The organism is Streptomyces sp. NPDC056161 (genome assembly GCF_042268025.1).
Classification (GTDB): domain Bacteria; phylum Actinomycetota; class Actinomycetes; order Streptomycetales; family Streptomycetaceae; genus Streptomyces.
The window spans coordinates 121,366-147,009 of sequence record NZ_JBHJUV010000007.1; the positions used below are offsets into that span (position 1 = coordinate 121,366).

At 73.5% G+C, this 25,644-nt stretch carries 22 protein-coding genes; 7 read left to right on the forward strand and 15 right to left on the reverse strand.

Translation table 11 applies throughout. The features are described 5' to 3' along the window. Positions 1–55 precede the first annotated feature (55 nt). Positions 56–1,246 carry a type VII secretion-associated serine protease mycosin gene (gene mycP, locus ACFC09_RS09110; RefSeq protein ID WP_376525215.1) on the reverse strand — a complete coding sequence of 397 codons (1,191 nt, stop codon included), beginning with the start codon at positions 1,244–1,246 and terminating at the stop codon, positions 56–58. Continuing rightward, positions 1,243–2,055 (reverse strand): hypothetical protein, encoded by an 813-nt coding sequence (locus ACFC09_RS09115; RefSeq protein ID WP_376525216.1) that lies wholly within the window; start codon positions 2,053–2,055, stop codon positions 1,243–1,245. Before ACFC09_RS09115 ends, mycP begins: the two co-directional genes overlap by 4 nt. A 1,472-nt stretch (positions 2,056–3,527) precedes the next feature. On the opposite strand from ACFC09_RS09115, the gene ACFC09_RS09120 reads away from it, so the two are divergent. Beyond that, entirely contained in the window at positions 3,528–4,730 is a 1,203-nt protein-coding gene (locus ACFC09_RS09120) for an amino acid deaminase/aldolase (protein WP_376525218.1), read from the forward strand. A 72-nt stretch (positions 4,731–4,802) separates the two neighbouring features. On the opposite strand, the gene ACFC09_RS09125 is transcribed toward ACFC09_RS09120, so the two are convergent. The 4 genes from ACFC09_RS09125 to ACFC09_RS09140 all read right to left on the reverse strand — a co-directional run bounded on the left by ACFC09_RS09125 (position 4,803) and on the right by ACFC09_RS09140 (position 9,009). After that, the gene (locus ACFC09_RS09125) at positions 4,803–5,276 is read right to left on the reverse strand and encodes a DUF2510 domain-containing protein (protein ID WP_376525219.1); all 474 of its coding nucleotides are present in this window, start codon (positions 5,274–5,276) and stop codon (positions 4,803–4,805) included. A gap of 147 nt (positions 5,277–5,423) precedes the next feature. Further along, positions 5,424–6,224 (reverse strand): 3-oxoacyl-ACP reductase, encoded by an 801-nt coding sequence (locus tag ACFC09_RS09130; RefSeq protein WP_376525220.1) that lies wholly within the window; start codon positions 6,222–6,224, stop codon positions 5,424–5,426. Next, complete coding sequence (locus tag ACFC09_RS09135) at positions 6,221–7,642, reverse strand: aldehyde dehydrogenase family protein (RefSeq protein WP_376525222.1); 1,422 nt, start codon at positions 7,640–7,642, stop codon at positions 6,221–6,223. Before ACFC09_RS09135 ends, ACFC09_RS09130 begins: the two co-directional genes overlap by 4 nt. An 8-nt stretch (positions 7,643–7,650) precedes the next feature. Continuing rightward, positions 7,651–9,009, reverse strand: coding sequence for a glutamine synthetase family protein (locus ACFC09_RS09140; protein WP_376525223.1), 1,359 nt, complete (start codon positions 9,007–9,009; stop codon positions 7,651–7,653). 85 nt (positions 9,010–9,094) lie between these two features. Between ACFC09_RS09140 and ACFC09_RS09145 the strand changes: the two genes are divergently transcribed. Together ACFC09_RS09145 and ACFC09_RS09150 are read left to right on the forward strand one after the other, a co-directional pair. Then, positions 9,095–9,832 (forward strand): FadR/GntR family transcriptional regulator, encoded by a 738-nt coding sequence (locus ACFC09_RS09145; protein ID WP_376525224.1) that lies wholly within the window; start codon positions 9,095–9,097, stop codon positions 9,830–9,832. 396 nt (positions 9,833–10,228) lie between these two features. Further along, positions 10,229–10,945, forward strand: coding sequence for a gamma-glutamyl-gamma-aminobutyrate hydrolase family protein (locus ACFC09_RS09150; RefSeq protein ID WP_376525226.1), 717 nt, complete (start codon positions 10,229–10,231; stop codon positions 10,943–10,945). Between the two features lie 56 nt (positions 10,946–11,001). Here ACFC09_RS09150 and ACFC09_RS09155 read toward each other — a convergent pair whose 3' ends face one another. After that, the gene (locus ACFC09_RS09155) at positions 11,002–11,922 is read right to left on the reverse strand and encodes a LysR family transcriptional regulator (RefSeq protein WP_376525228.1); all 921 of its coding nucleotides are present in this window, start codon (positions 11,920–11,922) and stop codon (positions 11,002–11,004) included. 70 nt (positions 11,923–11,992) lie between these two features. Between ACFC09_RS09155 and ACFC09_RS09160 the strand changes: the two genes are divergently transcribed. Continuing rightward, entirely contained in the window at positions 11,993–13,150 is a 1,158-nt protein-coding gene (locus ACFC09_RS09160) for a TDT family transporter (RefSeq protein ID WP_376525229.1), read from the forward strand. On the opposite strand, the gene ACFC09_RS09165 is transcribed toward ACFC09_RS09160, so the two are convergent. The 4 genes from ACFC09_RS09165 to ACFC09_RS09180 form a co-directional block, all read right to left on the reverse strand. Further along, positions 13,062–13,802, reverse strand: coding sequence for a helical backbone metal receptor (locus ACFC09_RS09165; RefSeq protein ID WP_376525230.1), 741 nt, complete (start codon positions 13,800–13,802; stop codon positions 13,062–13,064). The genes ACFC09_RS09160 and ACFC09_RS09165 overlap by 89 nt on opposite strands. After that, entirely contained in the window at positions 13,802–14,371 is a 570-nt protein-coding gene (locus ACFC09_RS09170) for a helix-turn-helix domain-containing protein (protein ID WP_376525232.1), read from the reverse strand. Before ACFC09_RS09170 ends, ACFC09_RS09165 begins: the two co-directional genes overlap by 1 nt. Positions 14,372–14,998: 627 nt before the next feature. Beyond that, on the reverse strand, positions 14,999–16,801 hold the full coding sequence (locus tag ACFC09_RS09175; RefSeq protein ID WP_376525234.1) for an ABC transporter permease/substrate binding protein: 1,803 nt from the start codon (positions 16,799–16,801) through the stop codon (positions 14,999–15,001). Then, positions 16,794–17,873 (reverse strand): glycine betaine/L-proline ABC transporter ATP-binding protein, encoded by a 1,080-nt coding sequence (locus ACFC09_RS09180; RefSeq protein WP_376525236.1) that lies wholly within the window; start codon positions 17,871–17,873, stop codon positions 16,794–16,796. The genes ACFC09_RS09175 and ACFC09_RS09180 overlap by 8 nt, the downstream gene beginning before the upstream one ends. Before the next feature lie 168 nt (positions 17,874–18,041). Here ACFC09_RS09180 and ACFC09_RS09185 point away from each other — a divergent pair, with 168 nt between their 5' ends. After that, positions 18,042–18,971, forward strand: a complete 930-nt coding sequence (locus tag ACFC09_RS09185) for a 5'-3' exonuclease H3TH domain-containing protein (protein WP_376525373.1) — start codon at positions 18,042–18,044, stop codon at positions 18,969–18,971. A 140-nt stretch (positions 18,972–19,111) separates the two neighbouring features. Further along, complete coding sequence (locus ACFC09_RS09190) at positions 19,112–19,954, forward strand: siderophore-interacting protein (protein ID WP_376525237.1); 843 nt, start codon at positions 19,112–19,114, stop codon at positions 19,952–19,954. 211 nt (positions 19,955–20,165) lie between these two features. Here the strand turns inward: ACFC09_RS09190 and ACFC09_RS09195 are convergent, their stop codons facing one another. The 3 genes from ACFC09_RS09195 to ACFC09_RS09205 form a co-directional block, all read right to left on the reverse strand. Beyond that, entirely contained in the window at positions 20,166–20,942 is a 777-nt protein-coding gene (locus ACFC09_RS09195) for an ABC transporter permease (protein ID WP_376525239.1), read from the reverse strand. Beyond that, positions 20,939–21,955, reverse strand: a complete 1,017-nt coding sequence (locus tag ACFC09_RS09200) for an ABC transporter ATP-binding protein (RefSeq protein WP_376525241.1) — start codon at positions 21,953–21,955, stop codon at positions 20,939–20,941. The genes ACFC09_RS09195 and ACFC09_RS09200 overlap by 4 nt, the downstream gene beginning before the upstream one ends. 179 nt (positions 21,956–22,134) lie before the next feature. Then, positions 22,135–22,791 (reverse strand): PadR family transcriptional regulator, encoded by a 657-nt coding sequence (locus ACFC09_RS09205; RefSeq protein ID WP_376525243.1) that lies wholly within the window; start codon positions 22,789–22,791, stop codon positions 22,135–22,137. 182 nt (positions 22,792–22,973) lie between these two features. Between ACFC09_RS09205 and ACFC09_RS09210 the strand changes: the two genes are divergently transcribed. Continuing rightward, complete coding sequence (locus ACFC09_RS09210; RefSeq protein WP_376525244.1) at positions 22,974–23,942, forward strand: RluA family pseudouridine synthase; 969 nt, start codon at positions 22,974–22,976, stop codon at positions 23,940–23,942. Positions 23,943–24,152: 210 nt separating this feature from the next. Here the strand turns inward: ACFC09_RS09210 and ACFC09_RS09215 are convergent, their stop codons facing one another. Continuing rightward, entirely contained in the window at positions 24,153–25,637 is a 1,485-nt protein-coding gene (locus tag ACFC09_RS09215) for a cytochrome P450 (RefSeq protein WP_376525245.1), read from the reverse strand. Between the last annotated feature and the right edge of the window lie 7 nt (positions 25,638–25,644).

The following is a 25,644-nucleotide window of genomic DNA, read 5'->3' on the forward strand; positions in this document are numbered from 1 at the left end:
GTGGCCCTGGCACTCGGCGTCGTACGCCTGGAAACCGGCGTCGTACGCGCGGGGTTCAGCGCTCCGTCTCGCGGCGGCCCCGCCACAGGACCACCGCCGCCACCAGCAGTACCCCGCCGGCGCCGCCCGCGAGCGGACCCGCCCAGCCCGCGGTGGAACCGGCCCGCCGGGCGGCGTCCGGGCCGGACCCGAAGTACTTGTCCGCGTAGGCCGCCGCGTGCGGTTTCTCCGGCTCGATCCGGCGGGCCGCGCTGATCGCGGCGGCGGGGTCGACGAAGCCGAAGCCGCGCGAGTCGTCCCGGCCACCGCTCGGCGCGTCGCGTGCGGTGTCCTCCAGCAGCTTCTTGATCTGGGCCGGGGCCAGGCCGGGGTGGGCCGCCTCGACCAGGGCGACGGCGCCCGAGACGAAGGCGGAGGCGGCGCTGGTCCCCCAGCCCTCGTAGTACTTGTGGTCCGGGTCCGCGATGACGATGTCCACGCCGGGTGCGCTGACGGTGGCGTACCAGCGGCGGGTGGAGAAGGCGGCGCGGGTGCCGTAGCGGTCGACGGCGGTGGCGGCGATCACGCCCGGGTAGGCGGCCGGGTAGGAGATGTGGTCGCCCTGGTCGCCGCCGTTCCCGGCGGAGGCGACGACGACCACGCCCTTCTTCAGGGCGTACTGCACGGCCTCGTCCTCGCTGGGCTCGGGGTGCGCGGAGTCGGAGTCGTCGCCGAGCGAGAGGTTGATGACGTCGGCGCCGTGGTCGGCGGCCCAGCGGATGCCCTCGGCGAGAGCGTTGCCGCGGGTGGCGCGGGCCTTGCCGCGGGCCGTGTCGCCGTCCTCCAGGATCACCCGCACGGGCAGGATCTTCGCCTCGGGGGCGATGCCCATGACGCCGTCGGCGTTGCCGGGCCCATGGCCGTGGCCCGCGATGATGCCGGCCATCGCGGTGCCGTGCCGGGCCCAGGTGCGGTCGCCGGGCTCGGCGCCGAAGCCGACGAAGTCCTTGGTGGGCAGGACGTTGCCGACGAGGTCCGGGTGGTCGGTCTCGACTCCGGTGTCCAGCACGGCGACGGTGACGCCCTTGCCCTTGGTGGTGCGCCAGGCGTCCTCGGTGTGCATGGCGGACAGGGCCCACTGCTGGGAGCGTATGCCGTCGGCGTGCGCGGTGGTGGCGGGCAGGAGGGCCAGCGAACCGGCGAGGAGGAGGCTCAGGGCCGTGCCGGCCGGGCCGGGCCCGCGGCGGCCGCCCGTCGTTCGCGTCATGAGGGCTGCTCCGTGGCCGTGCTGACGGTCTGACGCAGGCGCCGTTCGACGCGGTCGGCGAGACCCTGGGCCTCCTGGCCGAGGCCCGCCTGCGCGGGGGCGGTGGTGGCGCCGGACTGCACGGCCTCCGCGGCGGGCTGGGGCGCGTCGACGGTGCGGCCGTCGGACCAGCCGGAGACGGCGTAGGCGACGACGGGCGCGTCGGTGAGGACGGAGACGGTCCAGGATGCGCACTGCCGGTCGCCGAAGTCCTCGGCGACGGTGTCCTTGGCGGCGTACGGGCGAGGCAGCAGATCGGTACGGCGGTCCAGGCGCTCGTCCTTGAAGCGGGCGGCGAGGGCGGCCATGGCGGCGGAGTCGGCCTTGGTGAACAGCAGCCCGACGGTGGTGACATGGCTTTCGGTGGCGTCCGTGTAGGTGGCCCGCAGCAGCCGTTCACAGCCGACGGGGGCGAGGACCTTGCCGAGGAGCGGGTCGAAGGCGTCGGCGCAGCCGCCGTCCGGGGCAACCGCGATCCGGGTCCAGGTCCGGTCGGCGCCGCCGGGTCCGGCACCCCTGCCCTCGACGGTGGGCGGGAAGAGCGCGTCGACCGGCTCGCTGTGCCAGAGGTCGCCTGCCGCGGCGAAGCCGGTCTCGGCGTCCGCGCCGCCGGCCTCACCGGTGAGCCAACTCCCGGTCACGGCACCGCCGATGAGTCCGAGGCCGAGGACCAGGCAGACGGCGGCAGCGGCGGTGCGGCTGTGCGGGCGCCCGCCCAGCGGTCTGGGCCGGGCACGGTCGTCGTATCCCTCGGGCTGCCCGAACGACACGACGGGTCGTCCGCCCGGCGGCGGGAACGCGCTCCAGGACAGGGCGGGATCGGGCGGTACCCCGCGCCCGGCACGCTCCGGTCCGGCCCCCGGAAAGTCCCCGGGCCGCCGGGCGCCGTCCTCGGTCCCGTCGCCGGCGGCGCCGGGACCGGCCCAGCTCGCGGCGCCGGTGGACCGGTTCGTGGCGCCGGGCCACGCGACGGTCGACGGTGGTTCGCCGCCGGGCCCGGCCGGTGTGCCGGACTCGTGGGCGGGTGGTGCCGGCCGCAGGCGCGCGCTGGTCCCCTTGGCGGCCTCGGCAGGAGGCCCGGACCGGCGGGGCGGAACCGGGGTACGGCCGTCATGTCCGGGGCTCCCGTCCCGTCCGGAGCGGGTGCCCGCGGTGGGCGGGGCGTCCGGGAAGCGGGCCGAGGCGGGTGGCGGCGGGGGCGACGGGACGCCGGGGGTGCCGCCGGGCGCGGCATGGGACCGGCGTGGTCCAGGACAGCGCGGCTCGGCGTCGCCTGGGCCGGACCGCACGGGAGCGGGGCCGTCCGCGGCGCCGGCGCGCGGTGCCGAAGTGCTGGTGCGCGGTACCGAAGTACCGGTGCGCGGTACCGAAGTACCGGTGTGCGGTTTCGAATCACCGGCGCGCGGCGCCGGAGTTCCGGCTTCCGTCGGCCGCTCGGCCCGGTCGGCCCCGGTCGGCGGACGCGCGGACACGGGAGGGTTTCCGCCCGTACGAACGCGGGGCGGCTCCGCGTCCGTCCGCGGGCCCGGGGGCACCGGCGTACCCACGGCACGGCCGTCGGCCGGACCCGGGCCCGTCGGCGCCTCCTCCGTACCGGCGCGCCCGACGGACATCGGGGTACGGGGGGAAGAAGCAGCGCCGCCCGCGGTGTCGACCGGGTGCGCGGTGATCGCCGTGTTCCCGCCCGGTCCGGGTTTCCCCGGACCCGACGAGCGCCCGGCCTGCGCGCTCCGCCCGGCCTCTCCGACCTGTGCGGCTTTCACGCCGTTCTCGCGGTTCTCGCCGTTCTCAGGGTTCTCAGAGTTTGCAGAGTTCGCAGAGTTCGCAGAGTTCGCTGGGTTCGCTGGGTTCGCTGGGTTCTCGCCGGTTTCGGCGTCTGCCGTTTCCGTGCTGTCCGCCGGGCTGTCGGGGGCGTTCGTGGAGGTGGGGCGCGGGGGGATCGGAGCGTGGCGCGCTTCCGTGCTCATGCACCCCCCGTTTCCTAGTGCCCGGCCGACTCCTCGGTGCGCGGGCGGCCATGCCCCCCGCCCAGGGCCCGGCATGGCCCGTCCCGGGCACTGCATACCCGCGCGGACGCGACGGCATCCCAGCGCGGGATCCGCGGCCCCGCGGCCCGTCCCGTCGTGCGTGCGCGTCACTCTACGGGTTGTTCCACGGCGAACGGGAACCAGTCCGTGACGCCGCGGCATCTGCCCGGAACGTCCCTCTACCCAGCGGTAATCCGGTCTGGCAGGCTTCGTGCATGACTGCGCGCGCCGCCGACCGGGCCCGTTACGACCGGGCCACCGCCCATCTCGACGCCCCTCTCGCGATCGTGGACCTGGACGCCTTCGACGCCAACGCGGACGACCTCGTGCGCCGGGCGGGCGGGAAGCCGATCCGCGTCGCCAGCAAGTCCGTACGCTGCCGCGCCCTGCTCGAACGTGCGCTCGCCAAGGACGGATTCCAGGGCGTCATGGCCTTCACGCTGGCCGAGTCGCTCTGGCTGGCGCGTTCCGGGTTCGACGACGTACTGCTCGCCTACCCGTCCGCCGACCGGTCCGGTTTCGCCGAACTGGCCGCCGATCCCAAGCTCGCCGCGGCCGTCACCGTGATGATCGACAACCCGGCGCAGCTCGATCTCATCGACGCCTCCCGCGGCGGCGGCGCCGAAGTCGTGCGCGTCTGCCTGGAGTTGGACACGTCGCTGCGACTGCTCGGCGGGCGGCTGCGGTTCGGGGCGCTGCGCTCCCCGCTGCACTCCCCCGACCAGGTCGCCGAGCTGGCCCGCGCGGTGCTGCGGCGGCCCGGATTCACGCTCGTGGGGATCATGGCGTACGAGGGTCACATCGCCGGTGTGGGCGACCACGTCGCGGGCCGGCCGGCGCGTTCCCGAGCCGTCCGTCTGATGCAGGCGACCGCCCGGCGTGAGCTGGCCGAGCGGCGGGCCGCCGTGGTGCGGGCCGTCCGGGCGGTGGCGCCGGGTCTGGAGTTCGTCAACGGCGGTGGCACGGGGAGTGTGCAGTACACGGCCGCCGAGGACGTCGTCACCGAGATCGGGGCCGGTTCGGGGCTGTATGTGCCGCACCTGTTCGACACCTACACGTCGTTCACCGGCCGGCCGGCCGCGCTGTTCGCGCAGCCGGTCGTACGGCGGCCGGGCGTCGGGGTGGTGACGGTGCTCGGCGGGGGCTATCCGGCGTCCGGCACGGCCGGCCGGGACCGGCTGCCGGTGCCGTATCTGCCTCAGGGACTGCGCTACGACTCCCAGGAGGGGCCGGGCGAGGTGCAGACGCCGCTGCTCGGTTCGCCCGCCGACGACCTGCTCATCGGCGACAAGGTGTGGTTCCGGCACGCCAAGGCCGGTGAGCTGTGCGAGCGGTTCGACGCGCTGCACCTGGTCGAGGGGGACAGGGTGACGGCGACCGTGCCCACCTACCGGGGCGAGGGCCGCACGTTCCTCTGACCGGCCGAGTCCCCCCGGCCGTGGGGGTTCCCGGGTGTGTCGGTCGGCGCGGCCCTCCGGGTGGGGGCCGGTTCAGCCCGCCGGGTCGAGGCGGGCGGCGCCCCCGCTGGCGGCGGTGGCGTTGTCCTCCGAGCGCGCCCGGTCGGCGGTCCGGCCCGGCAGGGTGCCGCCGGCGAACCGGTCGACCACGACGGCGGCATCATCGGCGGCCGGGGTCCCGGCGGATCGCGTGGCGGGCGTGGGCGCGGCAGATCGCGCGGCGCTCGTGGCGGGCGTGGGCGCGGCTCCGGCGTGGAGGGAACCACCGCGGTCCTCGTGGTCCTCGCGGAGCAGGAGGGCGCCGATGACGATCGCCGCTACCAGAACGGCTCCGGCGGCGATCAGCGCGACCGCCTTGGCCCGCCCGGAATTCGGTTCCGGCGCCGGCGGCGCCACGTCCGCTCCCCGCGCCCGGCGGTGCTCGGTCCAGGCGCCGCCGTCCCACCAGCGCTCCAACCGGGGAGCGTTCGGGTCGGGGTACCAGCCCGGCGGCGGCGTCATGCTCATCACGGCACTGTAAGCCGGACGCCACGGCCCGGTACACGGCGCCCGGCCAGAGGGAACGGCCGGGCGCCGTCGTGGGGGCGCCGTCGTGGGGGCGCCGCGAGCCGGCAACGGCGGGCGGTCCGGCCACGCGGGCGTCCGCACGGGCCTCTAGAGGGGCGTGACGTACGCGCCCGAGATGCCGCCGTCCACCAGGAAGTCGCTGGCGTTGACGAAGGAGGAGTCGTCGCTGGCGAGGAAGGCGACGGCGGCGGCGATCTCCTCGGCCTCGGCGAACCGGCCGGCCGGGATGTGCACCAGGCGGCGGGCGGCCCGTTCGGGGTCCTTGGCGAACAGCTCCCGCAGCAGGGGGGTGTTGACCGGACCCGGGCACAGCGCGTTGACCCGGATGCCCTCCCGGGCGAACTGCACACCCAGTTCGCGGGACATGGCGAGCACCCCGCCCTTGGAGGCGGTGTAGGAGATCTGGGAGGTCGCCGCGCCCATGCGGGCCACGAAGGAGGCCGTGTTGATGATGGAGCCCCGGCCCTGGCGGCGCATGTAGGGGATGGCGGCCTTGCAGCACAGGTAGACGGAGGTGAGGTTGACCTCCTGGACGCGCTTCCACGCCTCCAGGCCGGTCTCCAGGATGGAGTCGTCGTCGGGCGGGGAGATGCCCGCGTTGTTGAAGGCGACGTCGACGCTGCCGTAGGTGTCGTAGGCCGTCTCGAACAGCGCCTCGACCTGATCGGGGTCGGTGACGTCGGCCTTCACGAACAGAGCGCCGACCTCGTCGGCGGCGGCCTGGCCGCGGGTCTCGTCGATGTCGGCGCAGACGACGTGGGCGCCCTCGGAGGCGAGGCGGCGGGCGGAGGCGAGGCCGATGCCGCTGCCCGCTCCGGTGACGACGGCGGTCCGGCCGGCCAGTCGGCGACAGATGATCTCAGGGTTCTCGGACGTTCCAGCGGTCACTGTGCGGGGCCCTCCGTGCTGATGAAGACGTTCTTGGTCTCGGTGAAGGCGGACAGGGCGTCCGGTCCCAGCTCGCGGCCGAGACCGGACTGCTTGAAGCCGCCGAACGGGGTCCAGTAGCGGACGCTGGAGTGGGAGTTGACGGACAGGTTCCCGGCCCGCACGGCCCGCGAGACCCGCAGGGCACGGCCGAGGTCCCGGGTCCACAGGGAACCGGCCAGGCCGTACGGGGTGTCGTTGGCGAGCCGGACGGCGTCGGCCTCGTCGGTGAACGGCAGCAGGACGGCGACCGGGCCGAAGATCTCCTCGCGGGCGGCGGGCGAGTCGGGCCGCTCCCCGGTGAGCACGGTCGGCGCGAACCAGTAGCCGGGTCCCTCGGGCGCGGTGCCGCGCAGGGCGGGGGCGCCGTCGGGGACGAAGGACCGCACCCGGTCGCGTTGCCGGGCCGAGATCAGCGGGCCCATCCGGGTCTTCGGGTCGGCCGGGTCGCCCACCACGACGGCCGCGAGCGCGTCCGCCAGCACCTCGCGGACCTGGTCGTACACCGGCTCCTGCACCAGGATCCGGGTGCGGGCGCAGCAGTCCTGGCCGGAGTTGTCGAGGAAGGAGAACGGGTCGACGGCGGCTTCGACGTCGGCGTCGGCGAAGACGATGTTGGGGCTCTTGCCGCCGAGTTCGAGGGTGACCGGTTTGACCAGGCGGGCGCACCGGGTCATGACCTCGCGGCCGGTGCGGGTGGAGCCGGTGAACACGATCTTGGCCACGTCCGGGTGGTCGACGAGCGCGCGGCCGGCGATGTGGCCGTGTCCGGGCAGCACCTGGAAGAGATGCTCGGGCAGGCCCGCGGCCAGGCCGAGTTCGGCGAGGCGGAGCGCGGTGAGCGGGGTGGTCTCGGCGGGTTTGAGGACGACGGCGTTGCCCGCGGCGAGGGCGGGGAAGGAGCCCCAGGCCGCGATGGGCATCGGGAAGTTCCAGGGCGCGATGACCCCGACCACGCCCAGCGGCTCCTGGAAGGTGACGTCCCAGCCGCCGGGTGCGGGGATCTGCTTGCCGAGGAGGCGTTCGGCGCCGCCCGCCGCGTACAGCAGCAGGTCGCGGGCGTTGCCCGCCTCCCAGCGGGCGTTGCCGAGCAGATGCCCGGCCTCGCGGACCTCCAGCTGCGCCAACTCCTCGGTGTGGGCGTCGACTTCGTCGGCGAAGCGGCGCAGCAGCCGGGCCCGGTCGGCGGGCGCGAGGGCGGCCCAGCGGGTCTGGGCCGCCGCGGCGCGTACGACGGCGGCGTCGACGTCGGCGGCGGTGGCGGCCGGGACCGTGGCGACGACCTCTTCGGTGGCCGGGTCGCGCACCTGGAGCTCGGGATCGGTGGACGCCTCGGTGGCCGGTTCGCCGGGCGGCTGCGGGGACTGCTCGTCGGACAAGGCGGGCCTCACATGCGTTCGAAGGAGCGGCGCAGCTCCCAGTCGGTGACGGCGGCGTCGAAGGCGTCCAGTTCGACGCGGGCCAGGTTGTGGTAGTGGTCGACGACCTCGTCGCCGAAGGCGGCTCGGGCGATGGGGCTGGCCGCCCAGCGTGCGGCGGCCTCCCGCAGGGTGGTGGGGACGTGCTCGTACTCGGCGGTGTAGGCGTTGCCCGGGCAGGGCTCGGGCAGCTCCAGTTCCTGTTCGATGCCGTACAGCCCGGCGGCGACCAGTCCGGCGACCGCGAGGTGCGGGTTGACGTCGCCGCCGGGCAGCCGGTTCTCGAAGCGCAGGGAGCGGCCGTGGCCGACGACGCGCAGGGCGCAGGTGCGGTTGTCGTGGCCCCAGGCGACGGCGGTCGGGGCGAACGACCCGGGCTGGAACCGCTTGTAGGAGTTGATGTTGGGGGCGTAGAGGAGGGCGAAGTCGCGCAGCGCCGCCAGCTGTCCGGCCAGGAAGTGCCGCATGACCTCGGTCATGCCCTCGGGCCCGGCCATCGCGTTGGTGCCGTCGGTGTCCGCGAGCGAGAGGTGGATGTGGCAGGAGTTGCCCTCGCGCTCGTTGTACTTGGCCATGAAGGTGATCGAGACGCCCTCCTGGGCGGCGATCTCCTTGGCGCCGGTCTTGTAGACGGCGTGCTGGTCGCAGGTGACCAGGGCCTCGTCGTAGCGGAAGGCGATCTCGTGCTGGCCGGGGTTGCACTCGCCCTTGGCCGACTCGACGGTGAGGCCGGCGCCGGCCATCTCGTTGCGCAGGCGGCGCAGCAGCGGCTCGATGCGGCCGGTGCCGAGGATGGAGTAGTCGACGTTGTACTGGTTGGCCGGGGTCAGACCGCGGTAGCCCGTGTCCCAGGCCCGCTCGTAGGTGTCCTTGAAGACGATGAACTCCAGCTCGGTGCCGACCTGGGCGGTGTAGCCGAGCCGGGCCAGTTTCTCCAGCTGGCGGCGGAGGATCTGGCGGGGCGCGGCGACCACCGGCGAGCCGTCCGCCCAGGCGAGGTCGGCGACGACCAGCGCGGTGCCCGGGTGCCACGGGACGCGGCGCAGGGTGCTCAGGTCGGGGTGCATGGCGAAGTCGCCGTAGCCGCGGTCCCAGGAGGACATGGCGTAGCCGTCGACGGTGTTCATCTCGGTGTCCACGGCGAGCAGGTAGTTGCAGCCCTCGGTGCCGTGCTGGAGGACCTCGTCGAGGAAGAAGCGGGCGGCGAACCGCTTGCCCTGGAGCCGCCCTTGCATGTCGGGGAAGGCCAGGACGACAGTGTCGATCTCACCGCCCGCGACGAGGGCGTGCAGTTCCTCGACGGCGAGCGGGGGTGTGCGGTCTGCCACGGGAGAGCCTCCTTCGGCTTCTTCGGCCGGCCGGTAGCCATAAGGTATTGGTGAGAACCATTGGTTGGGAAGGGGGCGCGGCCGTATGGCGCGGGACATGCGGCGGGGGACGCCGGACGACCGGCTCGCGCCGGTGCTGCGGCCGGTGCGGGCGGGCAACGGCTTCGAGGAGGCGTTGGAGCAGATCCTCCAGGTCGTACGGCTGGGTCTGGTGCCGGGCGGCGAGCGGCTGCCCGCCGAGCGCGAGCTGGCGGAGCGGCTCGGGATCAGCCGGGTGACGCTGCGCGAGGTGCTCAAGGTGCTCCAGGACCAGGGCCTGGTGGAGTCCCGGCGCGGGCGCTACGGCGGCACGTTCGTACTGCCCAGGGCCGATGCGAGCGGCGGGGCGGAGCTGCGGCGGCGCCTCGCCGGGGTCGACCTCGACGACGTGCTGCGGTTCCGGGAGGTGCTGGAGGTCGGCGCGGCCGGGCTGTGCGCGGCGCACGCGCTGTCCGACGGGCAGTCCGAGCGGCTGCGTACGGCGCTGGCCCGCACGCACGACGCGCCGCTGGCCGAGTACCGGCGGCTGGACACGCTGCTCCACCTCACCGTGGCCGAGCTGTCGGGTTCGCCGACGCTGGCCGCGCAGTACGCGGCGGTCCGGGCGACGGTCAACGACCTGCTCGACTGCATCCCGCTCCTGGTCCGCAACCTGGAGCATTCGCAGCGGCAGCACACGGCGCTGGTCGAGGCGGTCCTGGCCGGCGACGCGGACGCGGCGCGGGCGACGATGCGGGAGCACTGTGCGGGTACGGCGGCACTGCTGCGGGGGTTCCTGGCCTGACCGCCCGCCCGACGGGCCCTCCGCCCGGCGGCTGCGGGGCGCCGTCCGGCCGAGCTGCGTCTGTCCGGACCGCGCGGGCGATGGGCTCGGCCCAGGAGGAGTCGGCCGCCGGAGGGCTGACCGGCGGCGGGCCCGACCGGTGGAAGGCCGGACCGGCGGAAGACCCGACCGAGGGGATCCGACCGGCGGAAGACCCGACCGAGGGGATCCGACCGGCGGAGGACCCGACCAAGGGGATCCGACCGGCGAACGACACGGCGGTGGCGGGCTCGTTCGGTGCGGGACTTGTCCGGCACGGGTCCGTCCCCGTGGGGCTCGTCCGGTGCGGGACTTGTCCGGCGCACGGTTCGCGGCAAAGGTATGTGAGCATGCCATTAGCGCAGTGAAGGAGGGGCCATGGCGGGCAGGCCGTTGATCGGTGTCAGTACGTATCTGGAGTCCCGGGCGCGCTGGGGGGTGTGGGAACTGGAGGCATCGCTACTGCCGGCCGGGTACCCGCGGCTGGTGCAGCGGGCCGGCGGGCTGGCCGCGCTGCTGCCGCCGGACGGGCCCGAGCACGCCGCGGCCGCCGTGGCGCGGCTGGACGGGCTGGTGATCGCGGGCGGCCCGGACGTCGAGCCGGTCCGCTACGGCGCCGCGCCCGGACCGCGGACCGGCCCGCCCGACCGGGCCCGGGACGCCTGGGAACTCGCCCTGATCGACGCCGCGTTGGCGGCGGACGTACCGCTGCTCGGGATCTGCCGCGGCATGCAGCTGCTGAACGTCGCCCTCGGCGGCACACTCGTGCAGCACCTGGACGGGCACGCGGAGGTGCCGGGGATCTTCGGGCGGCACCCCGTCAAGCCGGTGCCCGGCACCCGGTACGCCGGCATCGTCCCGGACGAATGCTCCGTACCCACCTACCACCACCAGGCCGTGGACCGGCTCGGCGGCGGACTCGTGGCGTCGGCGCACGCGGCCGACGGGACGGTGGAGGCGGTCGAACCCGCGGGACCCGCCGGGTGGGTGCTGGGAGTGCAGTGGCATCCGGAGATGGGCGAGGACCTACGGGTGATGCGGGCACTGGTGGAGGCGGCGGCCGGGCCGCCGGACCACCCCGGAGCGGCCGGCTGACCGTCGGCCGGAACGGCCCACCGGCACCCGTCCGAGGCCGGTCGGCCGGTCCCCGCTCACCCCCGCGTCAGCGACAGCAGCTGCCGTGCCGGTCCCGTCGGCCGGTGTCCCGTGCGCCACACCGCGCGCAGCTCACGGCCGAAGGACGTCTCCCGCACGGGGATGCGCACCAGGCGGCGCAGTGCCAGTTCCTCCCGTACCGCCAGTTCGCTCAGGACCGCGGGCCCGGCGCCGCCGACCGCCGCGGCCTTGACCGCCGTGGTGGAGGACAGCTCGATCAGCGGGCGGGCCAGGCCGCCCAGGGCGGCGTCCAGGACCTGACGGGTGCCCGAACCGCGTTCCCGCAGGATCAGAGGGGTGGTGGCCAGTTCGTCCGCGGCCAGCGGGCCGCGTCGGCGGGCCCAGGGGTGTGCGGGGGCGGTGACGACGATCAGGTGGTCGTGCGCGATGACAGCGGAGTCCAGCCCCGCGGGGACCGTGAGCCCTTCGACGAAGCCCAGGTCCGCTTGGTCCGCGAGCAGCCGCTCGGCCACCATCGCCGAGTTCCCGGCCAGCAGGGACACCGCCGTGTCCGGCCGCTCGGCGCGCAGGGCCAGCAGCCAGCCCGGCAGCAGGTACTCGGCGATCGTCATGCTGGCCGCCACCCGCAGCCGCGAGTCGCGGCGGTCCCGCAGCGCGTGCGCGCCCGCGTCGAAAGCCTGCGCCGCCTCCACGATCCGCCGCGCCCAGTCCGTCACCAGCACCCCGGCGTCGGTGAGCCGGGAGCCGCGCGGCGAGCGGTCCACCAGGGCCACGCCGAGCTGGCGCTCCATGGAGCGGATCCGGCTGCTGGCCGCCGGCTGGGTGACGCCCACCTCCCGGGCCGCCGCGCCGAGGCTGCCGGTACGGGCCACCGCCAGCAGCAGTTCCAACGCGCCGAGATCCGGCACCCGATGGGCCAGCGATCCCGCCCCGCGCCGCTCCTCCGCCTCGCTCATAAGACCAGCTTATGCCCTCATAGACGAGTGCTCCCTGGTCGGCGCTCCCGGCGCGCGGGACGGTGGACCCATGGTCACCGCAGTCCAGCCCCTCGTCCTCCGCCGGGTCCCGGCCGTCCGCCACCTCGGCCCCAACTGGTACGCCGCCGTCATGGGCACATCGGCGGTCGGCACCGGCGGCGCCGTGCTGCCGGGTCTCACCGACGGCCTGCGCACCGTCTGCACCGCCGTGTGGGCGCTCTCCCTGGTGCTGCTGGTGGTCGTCCTCACCGCCCGCGCCCTGCACTGGACGTACCACCGCGACCAGGCCCGGACCCACCTCCTCGACCCGGCGATCGCGCCCTTCTACGGCTGTCTGTCCATGGCGTTGCTCGCGGTCGGCGGCGGTGCCGTCACCGTCGGGCGGGGGTGGCTCGGGACGCCGGGAGCCGTGGCCCTGGACGCCGTGCTGTTCACCGTCGGCACAGCGGTCGGACTCGTGACGGCCACGGCGGTGCCGTTCCTGCTGACCGTGCGCCACCGCACCGAGCTGGGACAGGTGACCCCGGCGTGGCTGCTGCCGCTCGTCGCACCCATGGTGTCCGCCGCGCTCGGCCCGCTGCTGCTGCCGTACCTGCCGCCGGGCCCGCCCAGGGAGACCCTGCTCATCGGGTGCTTCGCCCTCTTCGGGCTCAGCCTGTTCATGACCCTGCTGATGCTGTCCCTCGTCTTCGCCCGGCTGGTCCTCGCGGGCCCGCTGCCCCTCGCGCTCACCCCGACGCTGTTCCTGGTGCTGGGGCCGCTCGGGCAGTCCACCACCGCGGTGGGGATCTTCGGGGACCGGGCGCCCGGGGTCGTACCGGCGCCGTACGACCGCGGCCTGGCCGACTTGGCCGTCCTGTACGGGATTCCGGTGATGGGGTTCGCGCTGCTGTGGCTGGCGTTCGCGACGGCGCACGTGGTGCGGGCCCGGCGGCGCGGGATGCGGTTCGCGATGACCTGGTGGGGGTTCACCTTCCCGGTGGGCACCTGTGTCACCGGCAGCGCGGCGCTGGCCCGGCACACCGGACTGGCCGCGTACGACTGGCTCACGTTCGGCCTGTACGGACTGCTGGTCGCCTGCTGGGCGGCGGCCACCGTGGGCACGGTGCGCGGGCTGGTCAGCGGCGAACTGCTCGCAGCGCCTCGGACAGCACCCGCGGAGCCTCGGCGAGCGATGGCCCGTACCACGTCAGATGCCGTCCGCTGACCAGGGCGCAGGGCAGGCCGGGGAACGCCTCGGGGCCGTCGTCGGCCGTGAAGCGGTAGGGCTCGTCGGGCAGTACGACGAGATCGCAGGCGGCGGCCCGCAACTCGTCCAGCGGGACGCGCGGGTAGCGGTCGGGGTGCCCGGCGTACACGTTGTCCACGCCCAGCCGGACCAGGACGTCGCCCGCGAAGGTGTCCCGGCCGAGGACCATCCACGGCCGGCGCCACACCGGCACCACCGCCCTCGCCCGCTGCCCGGACGCCGTCCGCGGCGCCGTTCCCGTCGGCGGCGCCGACCAGGCGTCCTCCGCCTCGTCCAGCCACCGCGGCCGTGCCGTCGCCCCGCACGCCGTCAGCACCCGGGCCAGTTCCCGGAACGCCTGCGGCACGCTCCGCACCTCGGTGACCAGCACCGTGAGGCCCGCCGCGCGCAGCGCCGCCAGATCGGGAGCGCGGTTCTCCTCCTCGTTGGCGACCACCAGGTCCGGGGCGAGGGCGACGATCCGCTCCACCTGGGGGTTCTTGGTGCCGCCGACACGGGTGACCGACAGTTGCGCCGGGTGGGTGCACCAGTCGGTGGCGCCGACCAGGGCACCGGGTACGGACTCGGCGACCGCCTCGCTGAGGGAGGGTACGAGGGAGACGACCCGCATCAGCGGGGCCGGTCGTGGACGGCCTCGATGTGCTCGGCCACCGCGACCACGACCACCCGGGTGTCCGGCACCGTGGCCCGCCAGCGGTGACGCACCCCGCCGGTGAGGTAGAGGGTGTCGCCGCGGCCCAGCCGGTAGGCGCGGCCCTCCGCCTCTATCTCCACGGCGCCGTCGGCCACGTACAGCAACTCGTCGTTGCGGTGCTGGAATTCGCGGCCCGCGTCGTGGTCGCCGGTGAACTCGGAGGCGTGCAACTGATGGTGACCACGCACCAGCGAACGCACCCGGGGGGTGAAGTCCGCCTCGGCGGCCTCGCCGCGCACGACGTCGACGCTGCATGCCGGGTCGGCCGCGGCGAGGAGTTCGACGGCCGTGGTGCGCAGCGCGTCGGCGACCTTTTCCAGGGAACTCGTGCTGGGGCGGGCCCGGTCGTTCTCGATCTGGCTGAGGAAGGGCACCGACAGGCCGCTGCGCTCCGCTACGACGGCGAGGGTCAGCTCCAGCGCGCGACGCCGCCGCCGGACGGCCGCGCCCACGCGGACGGGCTGTTGTTCTTTGTGGTCGCCCATCGCTCCGGCTCCCTCCTTCGCTCGTCGTGCCGCCGTGCCGGGGACCTGCGTCGGGCCCCTGCGCCCTGATGGGTTCTCTGCACCCTACGCAGGTTCGGCAAACCATTTCATGCGGCCGTCACATCCATGTCACGTCGGGTAGGCACGACCATCACGGTTCGCGCCAGTGGCCGTGCGGGCCGCCGGCCGAACCGGCCGACCGCGGGACGGTGGCGCCATGGCGACCAGCTCCCGGATTCGTGGCGCGACGCTGACCCCGTCTCAGCACGGGACCGCGTCCCTCTTTTTCAATGCGCCGGCGGCCGCAAGTGTTCCCGGGCCGTGCACCGCGTCCCGAAGGTGCGGTGGAGCCGCTGGTCAGGGCGGGTGTGCCGGGCGGAATCCGGGCGGGGCCCGCTCCGGGCGGCGATCGGCCGGGCGGCGGGGCGGGCCGGTGGCCGCCGCGGATGCGGTCGTGGCCCGCGGCCGGCCGTCGGAACTGGCCTGGGCGGGCCCGGACGGGCTCGGACAGGCTCGGACAGGGCCGTAGCGCTCTGTGGTTGGCCGGATCCTTGTCGTGGCTGGGCGCACTCCCCCGACGCGGCGGCCGACGCCAGGTGTCCTCGGGACACCGGCGCCGGCTTCTCCTCAGGACACCGGTGCCAGCTTGTCCTCAAGTCCCGGCTGGGCGTCCAGCCACTTCCGTGCGGACGCCTTCTCGTTCCCGGCGCCGCCCTGCTGGATCGCGACCTCCAGGGAGGTGAGCTGGCCCTCGGTCAGCTTGAAGTTCTTCAGCCAGCCGGAGAACTCCGGGAAGTCCTGGCTGAAGGTCTTCTTGCCCACCATGTGGATCCGCTCGCCCTGGCCCCAGGCGGTCATGGGGTCCTTGAGCTTCTTCAGGTCGTACTTCCCGTACGCCCAGTGCGGCGACCACAGGGTGACCACCACCGGCTGGTGATTCTTGATCGACCGGTCCAGCTCCGCCAGCATCGCGGACGTGCTCGACGACACCACCTGGTACTCGTCCTGGAGCCCGTACGCCTTCAGGACCTTGTTGTTCAGTGTCGCCATCTCCCCGGCGCTCGCCTCGATGCCGATGATCTTCCCGCCGAACTTCTTCCCCTGGCCCTTCAGATCGGCCAGCGAATCGATCCCCTTCACGTACGAGGGCACCGACAGCTCCAACGAGGTCGGCCCGTACCACGACCCCAGGTCCTCCAGCTGGGACCCGTACTTGTCCATGTACGCCTTGTGCGTCGTCGGCAGCCACGAGTCCAGCTGGATGTCCATCTGGCCCTGCGCGAGGGAGCTGTAGAGCGGGCCCGGGTCGAGCTGCTTGAGGTTCGGCTTGTAGCCGCGGTCCTCCAGGATGTTGTCCCAGAGGAAGGTGCTGGCGATGGCCTCGTCCCACGGGAAGTAGCCCATGTCGACGGTCTTGCCTGCGTCCTTGCCGGGACGGGCTGCGGAGCCCGCCTCGGCCTTGCCGGAACCGGCCAGGTTCAGACCGCCGGCGACCAGCGCGAGCACGACGACACCGACGACGGCGACCGCGCCCGCCGGCCGGTAGCGCGCGAACCTGGCGCGCCCCGCCAGGGAGCCGGCCCTGGCCGCCGCGCGGCGGCCCAGCGGGGACACCCGTTCGCTCAGGGCGCCGGTCATGCGGTCGAGGTACATCGCGAGGATGACCACGGCCACCCCGCTCTCCGCCGCGAGACCCACCTTGAGCTGGGTGATCGCCGAGTAGACCTGCTCACCGAGGCCGCCCGCGCCGGCCATGCCGCCGATGACCACCATCGACAGGCTCAGCATGATCACCTGGTTGACGCCGGCCATGATGGTCGGCAGGGCCAGCGGCAGCTGGACCCGCAGCAGGACGTCGCGGGGCATGGTGCCGAACGCCTCGGCCGCCTCGACGAGTTCGCCCTCCACCTGGCGGATGCCGAGTTCGGTCATGCGGACGCCGGGCGGCATCGCGAAGATGATCGTCGCGAGCAGGCCCGGGGTCGTACCGACGCCGAAGAACATGACGCCGGGGATGAGATAGATGAACGCCGGCATGGTCTGCATGACGTCGAGCAGCGGCCGCAGCTGGGCGCTGACGCGCCGGTTGCGCGCGGCCAGGACACCGAGCGGGACGGCGATCACGACGGTGATGACCGCGGCCACCAGCACGAGGGACAGGGTGTTCATCGCGTCGTCCCACAGCCCGAGCGCGTCGATGAGCGCGAGCCCCACGAAGGCGAGGACGCCGGGCAGCAGACCGCGCAGCCAGGCGGCGATCACGGCGAGGATGCCGGCCACCAGCAGCGGTTCACCGCCGCCGAGGACCGTGTCGACACCGCTGTACATGCCGTCGAGTACGGCGTTGACGATGTCGAAGACCCAGGTCAGGTGGGACTGCAACCAGTCGACCGCGGTCTCCACCCAGTCCCCGAAGTGGATCCTAGGCACGGGCGGCCCCCTCTCCTTGGCCCGTACTGCTACAGGGCTCGGGCTCGCCCTGCTGGTCGCCGAGGAAACCGACGAGGCGCTGGCGCGGGACGACTCCGACGAGCGTGCGGTCGCCGTCGACGACGGCGACCGGGTGGGTCAGGCGGGCGCTGATCGCGCACAGCTCCGAGAACGGCGTGTGCGGCGTGGCGGTCTCGCAGTCGCAGTCGGCCTCGTCGCCGCGGAGTTCGGTGTCCATGACGGCGGCGGCGGTCAGCACGCGGGAGCGGTCGACGTCCTTGGTGAACGAGGCGACGTAGTCGTCGGCGGGGCGGACCAGGATCTCCTGTGCCGTACCTGTCTGGACGATCCGGCCGTCGCGCATCACGGCGATCCGGTCACCCAGGCGCATGGCCTCGTTGAGGTCGTGGGTGATGAAGACGATCGTCTTCTTCAGGCTCTGCTGGAGTTGCAGCAACTGGTCCTGCATGTCCCGGCGGATCAGCGGGTCGAGCGCGCTGAACGACTCGTCCATCAGCAGCAGGTCGGCGTCCGTGGCCAGGGCGCGGGCCAGCCCCACCCGCTGCTGCATCCCGCCGGACAGCTCGTCGGGCCAGGACTCCTCCCAGCCGGCCAGTCCGCACAGGGCGAGCGCCTCGTCGGCGCGGCGCTCGCGCTCGGCGCGGGGCAGGCCCTGCACGCTCAGGCCGTAGGCGGCGTTGTCGCGGACGCTGCGGTGCGGGAACAGCGCGAAGTGCTGGAAGACCATGCTGATCCGCTGGGAGCGCAGCGCGCGCAGCTCGCGGTCCGGCAGCGTGGTCAGGTCCTGGCCGTCGAACCTGACGCGTCCCGCGGTGGGCGCCGACAGGCCGTTCAGCATGCGCAGCAGCGTGGACTTCCCGGAACCGGACAGTCCCATCACCACGAAGATCTCGCCGGGCGCCACCTGGAAGGAGGCGTCGATCACGGCTGCCGTGGTGCCGTCGGCGCGCAGCTCCTCCCGCGCGGCACCCTGCCGAAGCCGTTCCACTGCCTGATCGGGTCGTCTTCCGAACACCTTGTACAGATGGTCGGCCTCAAGCCTGGATGTCACGCGCACCTCTCGTCTCAGGGGATGGGACAGACGCCGCGCCTGCCCCGAGTAGAGGCGGGCAAACTTTTATGTGATTCAGGTCATATACAGCGGGTGCGGGTCGTCGCCGTCGCTCACGGGTGGGGGGCGAGCGCCGCCCGGGGGTGGCTGTCGGTGCCGTACGGCATGATGCGGAGCGTGACCGGACGACTGATGCTCCTCGACACCGCCTCGCTGTACTTCCGCGCCTACTTCGGTGTGCCGGACTCCGTCAGAGCCCCGGACGGCACGCCGGTGAACGCCGTGCGCGGGCTGCTGGACTTCATCGACCGGCTGGTGAAGGACCACCGGCCCGACCGCCTGGTGGCCTGCATGGACGCCGACTGGCGGCCGAAGTGGCGGGTCGAGCTGATCCCCACCTACAAGGCGCACCGGGTCGCCGAGGAGCACGCGGCGGGCCCGGACGCGGAGGAGGTGCCGGACACCCTCTCCCCGCAGGTCCCGGTCATCGAGGACGTCCTGGACGCGCTCGGCATCGCACGGGTGGGCGTCGCCCGCTACGAGGCGGACGACGTGATCGGTACGTTCACGGCGCGGGCCGCGGGACCGGTCGACATCGTCACCGGCGACCGCGACCTGTACCAGTTGGTGGACGACGCCCGCGGGGTGCGGGTGCTGTACCCGATCAAGGGCGTGGGCACGCTCCAGCTCACGGACGAGGCCGTGCTGCGCGAGAAGTACGGCGTCGACGGCCGGGGGTACGTGGACCTGGCGCTGCTGCGCGGCGATCCCAGCGACGGACTGCCGGGGGTGCCGGGCATCGGCGAGAAGACGGCGGCCAAACTGCTCGCCGAGTTCGGCGACCTGGCCGGGATCATGGCGGCGGTCGACGACCCGCGGTCCCGGCTGACCCCGGCACAGCGCAGGCGTCTGGCCGAGGCCCGGCCCTACGTCGCCGTCGCCCCGAAGGTCGTCCGGGTAGCCGCCGACGTGCCGCTCCCCGACGTCGACACGGCGCTGCCGCGCACCCCGCGCGACCCGGCGGGCCTGGACGCGCTGGCGGCGCGCTGGGGACTGGGCGGATCTCTGCAACGGCTGCTCACCACGCTCGCCGCGTGACGGGCGCTCCGCCCCGTCCGGCGGACCGGCCGGCTCCCGCCCGGCGGACGGTGTCCCCGTGCGGCGGTCGATGTTTCTGTCCGCCGCACAGGCCGTGATGCTAACTTAGGTAAACCTAAGGTCGTGCATTGGAGGTCGCCATGGCAGAACGTCCGGCCCGCAAGCCGCGCAAGCCCCATACCGCGCAGGTCGTGCGCACCGAACGGCTGAGCCCCCACATGCAACGCGTGGTGCTCGGCGGGGCGGAGCTGGCCGGCTTCGAGGCCGACACCTGCACCGACCACTATGTGAAGCTGCTGTTCCCGGCCGCGGGCGTGACCTATCCGGAGCCCTTCGACATGGAGCGGATCCGGGCGGAGTTCCCGCGCGATCAGTGGCCGGTGACCCGGACGTACACGGTGCGGGCCTGGGATCCCGCGCAGCGGGAGCTGACCCTGGACTTCGTGGTGCACGGCGACGAGGGCCTGGCCGGTCCGTGGGCGCTGCGCGTACGACCCGGCGAGACCGTGCGGTTCATGGGCCCCGGTGGCGCCTACGCGCCCGACGCCGGCGCCGACTGGCATCTGCTGGCCGGTGACGAGAGCGCCCTGCCCGCCATCGCCCGTTCCCTGGAGACGCTGCCGGAGGGGGTCCGGGCCCATGCCTTCGTCGAGATCTCCGGCCCGGAGGAGGAGCAGAAGATCGACTCCGGTGTGCCGGTCGTCTGGGTGCACCGCGGGGACCGGCCGGTCGGCGAAGCCCTGGTCGAGGCCGTGCGGGCGCTGGAGTTCCCGGCGGGCCGGGTGCACGCGTTCGTGCACGGTGAGGCGGGCTTCGTGAAGGAGCTGCGCCGACTGCTGCGGGTCGAGTACGCGATCCCCCGCGAGGATCTCTCGATCTCCGGCTACTGGCGGCTGGGGCACAACGAGGACGGCTGGCAGGCGTCCAAACGGGAGTGGAACGCGCGTGTCGAGGCGGAGCAGGAGGGAGCCGCCGCCGCGTGAGCCCGGCGGCACCGTGAGAAGCCGCCGCGTCCCACCGGCACGGCGGCGCCCCTTCGGCGCACGCCGGCCCCGCTCCCCCATCGGTCACGTCGGCTTCTGCGCGACCGGCCGCGCCCGCCGTTCGCCGTCGCCACGCTCGTTACGCACCCGTCGCGGCGCCCATCACGGCGCCCACCGCCGCGCGCGTTACGGCGCCCCTCGCCGCGTCGGCTCAGACCGACCGCTGATACGCACGGAACGTCCTGATCGACACCCACACCGCGGCCAGCGCCAGTGCCAGCAGCGCCCCGCCGCGGAGGGCGACGTCCGCCCAGTCGGGATCCGCGGACATCGCCGAACGGCCCGCCACCATGGCCCAGTCGAGCGGGTTGAAGTCGGCGACGTGCCGCATCCAGGACGGCATCTGGGACGGAGCCATGAAGGCGGAGGAAAGGAAGGTCAGCGGCAGCAGCAGGAAGGTGTTGATGCCGATGATCGACTCCCGCTCGCGCACCAGCATGCCCAGGGTGTTGGAGAGCGCCCCGAACACCGTGCCGAGCAGCACCGAGGCGAGCACCAGGACCGCGATGCCGCCGATCCCGCCCGGGTAGTCGGCGCCGCCCAGCAGTCCGAGCAGCACGATGACCACCGACTGGAACGCGGTGACCAGGCCGTTGTTGACGACGTTGCCGTTCATCAGGGCGGCCCGGCTGACCGGTGTGGTCAGGAAGCGGTCGAGGGTGCCGCGCTGGATCTCCTCCAGCGTGCCCATGCCCGCCCACATGTTGGAGCTGAGGGCGCTCATCACGACGACGCCCGGCACCAGGTAGTCCAGATACGAGGTGGTGCCGAAGCCACCCAGTTCGACGACCTTCTTGAAGAGGTTCCCGAACAGGAACAGCCAGATCACCGGCTGGATCAGCGTGATGATCGCGTACGCGGGCTGCCGCGCGAACACCATGAGCTGACGCTGGGTCATGTACCAGGTCTGGGTGAGCGCGTTGCTCATCGCGCACCTCCGGCGAGCGCGGGGGCGGCCGACTCGGATGCGGACTCGGCATCGGCGTACCGGCGGCCCGCGTAGCGCAGATAGACGTCGTCCAGGGAGGGGCGGGCCACGGTGGCCGAGGCGACGGCCACCCCGGCCCGTTCGAGCGCGGCCAGCAGCGCGGGCATCGCGGCGGCCCCGTCGGCGGCGCGGGCACTGACCCGGCGCCCGTCGACGAATGCCTCGTGCACGCCGGGCAGCCCGGTGAGCGCGCCGGCGAGCAGCGTACGACCGGCGTCGCCGACCGCCTCGCGCAGCTCCACATGGACGGCGTCACCGCGGAGTTCGCCCTTGAGCCCGTTGGGGGTGCCGGTCACCACGACCCGGCCGCGGTCGACGATGGCGATGCGCTCGGCGAGCCGGTCGGCCTCCTCCAGGTAGTGCGTGGTGAGCAGGATGGTCAAGCCCTCGTCGCCGGCCAGCCGGCCGATCTCCTCCCACATCGCGGTGCGGGCCTCGGGGTCCAGGCCGGTCGTGGGCTCGTCGAGGAACAGCACCTCGGGCCGGTGCACCAGGCCGAGGGCCACGTCGAGACGGCGCCGCATGCCGCCGGAGTAGCCCTTGACCGGGCGGCGGGCGGCGTCGCTGAGCGAGAGGCGTTCCAGCAGCTCGTCGACCCGCCGGTCGAGGCCGGGCCCGCGCAGCCCGTGCAGCCGGCCCTGGAGCCGGAGGTTCTCGCGGCCCGTGGCGACGGGGTCGGCGCCGGAGTTCTGGGCGACCACACCGATCGCGCGGCGCACCCGGTCCGGGTGGCGCAGCACGTCGTGCCCGGCGACGGTGGCCGTGCCCGAGTCGGGACGGGCCAGGGTGGTGAGGATCTTGACGGTGGTGGACTTCCCGGCCCCGTTCGGGCCGAGGAGGCCGAAGACGGTGCCCGGCTCGACGGTGACGTCCAGGCCGCGCAGCGCGGTGACGTCACCCGGGTAGGTCTTGATCAGCTGGCGCGCCTGCACCGCGGGCGCACGGGTGTTCATGATGGCTGCTCTCCTCGTGAGCGAGTGAATGACAGCTGATCCACGTGCCGGGCGCCGGGCTATCCTGGGTGTGCCGCACCTCGATCGCCTGGAGCCGTCGCGACGGCGGAGTCAGCTCGGGGTTCGAGACCCCGGCGGGGCTGCTGCAACAGCGCCGCCGGGGTTTTCTCGGTTCTGGATCACGTCTCGGTCTCGGGTGCCTCCCAGTCGTCCGGCTCCCGGAATACGGGCGGGATCTCACCTGTCTCATGGAACTGCCGCCATGCCTCGACCCCGGGCAGTGAGCCCTTCCGGATCTCGTCGAGGAAGCCGCGCACCCACTCCGCCTGCGCCTCCAGCATGTGCAGTTGGTACTCGGTCTCCACCAGAAAGAGCCGGGGCAGCGTCTCGTACAGCTTGGCCAGCGCTCCGCGTCCGCTCGCCGCCTTGACCTCCAGGGCGCTGAGCCGCTCCTCCAGGAGCCGCACCACTTCGTCGGGCGGCAGGACGCCGATCAGCGACAGTACGGTCTCGAAGATCGGGAACTCCTTGACCGGGACGGCCAGCAGATCGGCCATCCACTCGGTCAGCTCCCCGCGTCCGGCATCGGTGAGGCCGTAGATGGTCCGCTCGGGGCGGTTGCCCTGCCGCTCCACGTCGGTGACCTCGACGAACCCGTGCTTCTGCAGGTTCTGCACGACCGTGTAGAGCGAGCCGTAATTGATCTTCGTGCTGGTGTCCTTGCCCTGCCGGCGCAGGGTCTGGGCGATCTCGTACGGATGCATCGGCTTCTGCCAGAGGGTCGCCAGCACGGCGAGCGCCAGTGGGTTGCTGAGCTTGCGGCGCCGCATGGCCACGGCAGATCACCTCGCTTCCGAATATCCGTTGACGAACATATCTTGACTGCATCGCGAAGGTCAATACACACGATGTATCGCGTTCGGATTCCCGGCAAGGGCGCACGGAAGCAGGGCGGCCGCTCCGGCGCACGCGTCGCGCCGCCGCCCGCCCGTACCGCCCGCCCGTACGCTGGGCCGTGATGAGACGCAAGACGCGGATCCCGCCCGCTCCCCTCCCCCAGCGCGACGGCGTCGATCCCGTACGGGTGCGGCTGCCCGCCGAGGGACCCTGGGAGACGGTACGCGCGCACCTCGTGGCACGGCTGTCCGGGGCGCCGCCCGGCGTGGTCGACGGGATGCTGGCGGCGGGCCGGATCGTCGGGGCGGACGGACGGGCGGTGGCCCCGGACGATCCGTACGTGCCCGGCATGTACGTCTGGTTCCACCGGGAACTGCCCGCCGAGGTGCCCGTGCCCTTCCCGCTGGAGGTCGTGTACCGCGACGCGCATCTCGTCGTGGCCGACAAACCGCACTTCCTCGCCACCACCCCGCGCGGCGGCCACATCACCGAGACGGCACTGGCACGGCTGCGCCGGGAGCTGGGCGTCCCCACGCTGTCCCCGGCGCACCGGCTGGACCGGCTGACGGCCGGTCTGGTGCTGTTCACGGTGCGGCCCGAGGAGCGCGGCGCCTACCAGTCGCTGTTCCGCGACCGGCTGGTGCGCAAGGAGTACGAGGCCGTCGCCCCGTACGATCCCTCGCTCGCCCTGCCCCGGACGGTGCGCAGCCGGATCCTGAAGGAGCGCGGGACACCGGCCGCACGGCAGATCGCGGGCGAGCCGAACGCGGTCACCCGGGTCGAACTGGCCGAGCACCGGGGGCCCGGCGGACCGGCCCGCTACCGCCTGATCCCGCACACGGGGCAGACCCATCAGCTGCGGGTGCACATGAACGCGCTGGGCGTGCCGATCCTCGGTGATCCGCTGTACCCGGTGGTGCTCGACCCCGAACCGGCCGGTGACTTCCGCCGGCCGCTGCAACTGCTCGCGCGGCGGCTGGAGTTCACCGATCCGGTCACCGGGACCGAGCACCGGTTCCACAGCGGGCGGGTGCTCACGGCCTGGTCCGCGTACCAGGAGTGGGCGGGGACGGGACCGGGCCGACCGTGACCGTCGTCGGCCCGGTGATCGCCACCGTCCCGGTGACTGCCGTCGCTCCGTGACCGCCGTCGCCAGCTCAGCGACCTCCGCCGACTCACCGACCTCCGCCGACTCACTGACCTCCGCCGGCTCACTGCCCCCTGTCGACTCGCTGACCCCCGTCGGCCCACTGCCCCCCGTCGGCCCACTGACCGCCGTGGGATCGGCGGCCGAGGCGGGTCAGTGACCGCGCCACCAGCGGCGCAGCCGCTGCCAGACGCCGCGCGGGCGGCGCGGCTCGGGTGCCGCCACGGGCTGTGGGGCCGCCGCCAGGGGCTCGACGGCCGGCACGGGCGCGGGTGCCGGAATCGGACGGCCGGTGTCGATCTGCCAGCCGGCCCGCTGCGGCGGGATGGGCGCGTGGCTCGGCATGGCCTTCACGTCCTGCTGCGTCTTGGGTTCGAAACGCACCGGAAGGGCCACCAGACGGCGGGAGGCGATCGACTCCTCCCACTCCAGTTCGTCCTCCTCGCAGTCCAGTTGGACGTCCGGCAGCCGCATCAGCAGCGCGTCGACGCCGACGTCGGCGATGGCCCGCCCGATGTCCTGACCCGGACACTCGTGCGGGCCGCCGCCGAAGGCGAGGTGCGAGCGGTTGCCCTGCATGCTGGCGGTCAGGTCGGGCCGTACCCGGGGATCGATGTTCCCCGGGGCCGGCGCGAACAGCAGCCCGTCGCCCTGCCGGATGCGCTGGCCGCCCAGCTCCGTGTCCTGCTTGGCGAAGTAGGCGAAGACGGTGCTGAAGGGCGGCTCGTCCCACAGGGACTGCTCGACCGCCTCCGGCACCGTCATCTGGCCGCCGTTGAGCTGGGCACGGAAGCCCGGCTCGGTGAGTACCATGCGCAGCGCGTTGCCGAGCAGGTTGGCGGTGGTCTCGTAGGCGGCGAACAGCACCAGGCGCAGGTGTTCCCTGACCTCGTCGTCGGTCAGCCCGGCCGGATGGGCGATGAGATGGCTGGTGAAGTCCTCCTCCGGGCGGGCCCGGCGGCGGACGGTCAGTGCGCTGAGCGCGTCCATCACGTACTGGTGGCTGGCGATCGCGGTCTCGGAGCCCTTGAGCGCGTCACGGGCGGCCTGCACCATGCGCTCGTTGTACTCCTGGGGCATGCCGAGGATCTCGCACATCACGGCCATCGGCAGCGGCTCGGCGAACTGGGAGACCAGATCGGCCCGGCCCTGCTCGCAGAACTCGTTCACCAGGCGCTGGGTGTAGCGGCCGATGTGGCGGCGGATGCCGCGGTGGTCGATGGTCGACATGGCGCCGGTGACCGCAGCCCGCAGCCGCTGGTGCTCGTCGCCCTCGGCGTGCGAACAGATCGGCTGCCAGGCGATGTGCGGCATCAGCGGGTGGTCGGGCTTGACCATGCCCTCAAGGAGCGGGTTCCAGATGCGGCTGTCCCGGGTGTACTGCGAGGGGGTGCGCACCATGTGCATGTTCTCCGCGTGACCGAGGACCACCCACATCGGTACGTCGTCGTGGAGCAGCACGGGTGCCACGGGACCGTGGTTCTCGCGCAGCTTCTCGTACAGCCCGCCCAGGTCCTCCGTCCCGGGGCCGTAGAGCCGGTGCAGCCCTCCGGAACCCGGGGTGTGCGCCGGGCAGCCGGGCGGCGGGGCGGGCGCGGGATCGTCCGTGCCGGTGAGGGAGTGGGGTTCAGGCGTCACAGTGGTC

Excerpts from the sequence above, each read along its gene's own strand:
- ACFC09_RS09200 (WP_376525241.1), bottom strand. The coding sequence starts at position 21,955 with ATGAACACCCGTGCGCCCGCGGTGCAGGCGCGCCAGCTGATCAAGACC.
- ACFC09_RS09170 (WP_376525232.1), bottom strand. The coding sequence starts at position 14,371 with ATGGGCGACCACAAAGAACAACAGCCCGTCCGCGTGGGCGCGGCCGTC.
- ACFC09_RS09195 (WP_376525239.1), bottom strand. The coding sequence starts at position 20,942 with ATGAGCAACGCGCTCACCCAGACCTGGTACATGACCCAGCGTCAGCTC.
- ACFC09_RS09155 (WP_376525228.1), bottom strand. The coding sequence starts at position 11,922 with ATGAGCGAGGCGGAGGAGCGGCGCGGGGCGGGATCGCTGGCCCATCGG.
- ACFC09_RS09165 (WP_376525230.1), bottom strand. The coding sequence starts at position 13,802 with ATGCGGGTCGTCTCCCTCGTACCCTCCCTCAGCGAGGCGGTCGCCGAG.
- ACFC09_RS09160 (WP_376525229.1), top strand. The coding sequence starts at position 11,993 with ATGGTCACCGCAGTCCAGCCCCTCGTCCTCCGCCGGGTCCCGGCCGTC.
- ACFC09_RS09150 (WP_376525226.1), top strand. The coding sequence starts at position 10,229 with ATGGCGGGCAGGCCGTTGATCGGTGTCAGTACGTATCTGGAGTCCCGG.
- ACFC09_RS09145 (WP_376525224.1), top strand. The coding sequence starts at position 9,095 with ATGGCGCGGGACATGCGGCGGGGGACGCCGGACGACCGGCTCGCGCCG.
- ACFC09_RS09210 (WP_376525244.1), top strand. The coding sequence starts at position 22,974 with ATGAGACGCAAGACGCGGATCCCGCCCGCTCCCCTCCCCCAGCGCGAC.
- ACFC09_RS09190 (WP_376525237.1), top strand. The coding sequence starts at position 19,112 with ATGGCAGAACGTCCGGCCCGCAAGCCGCGCAAGCCCCATACCGCGCAG.
- ACFC09_RS09185 (WP_376525373.1), top strand. The coding sequence starts at position 18,042 with ATGCGGAGCGTGACCGGACGACTGATGCTCCTCGACACCGCCTCGCTG.
- ACFC09_RS09125 (WP_376525219.1), bottom strand. The coding sequence starts at position 5,276 with ATGAGCATGACGCCGCCGCCGGGCTGGTACCCCGACCCGAACGCTCCC.
- mycP (WP_376525215.1), bottom strand. The coding sequence starts at position 1,246 with ATGACGCGAACGACGGGCGGCCGCCGCGGGCCCGGCCCGGCCGGCACG.
- ACFC09_RS09120 (WP_376525218.1), top strand. The coding sequence starts at position 3,528 with ATGACTGCGCGCGCCGCCGACCGGGCCCGTTACGACCGGGCCACCGCC.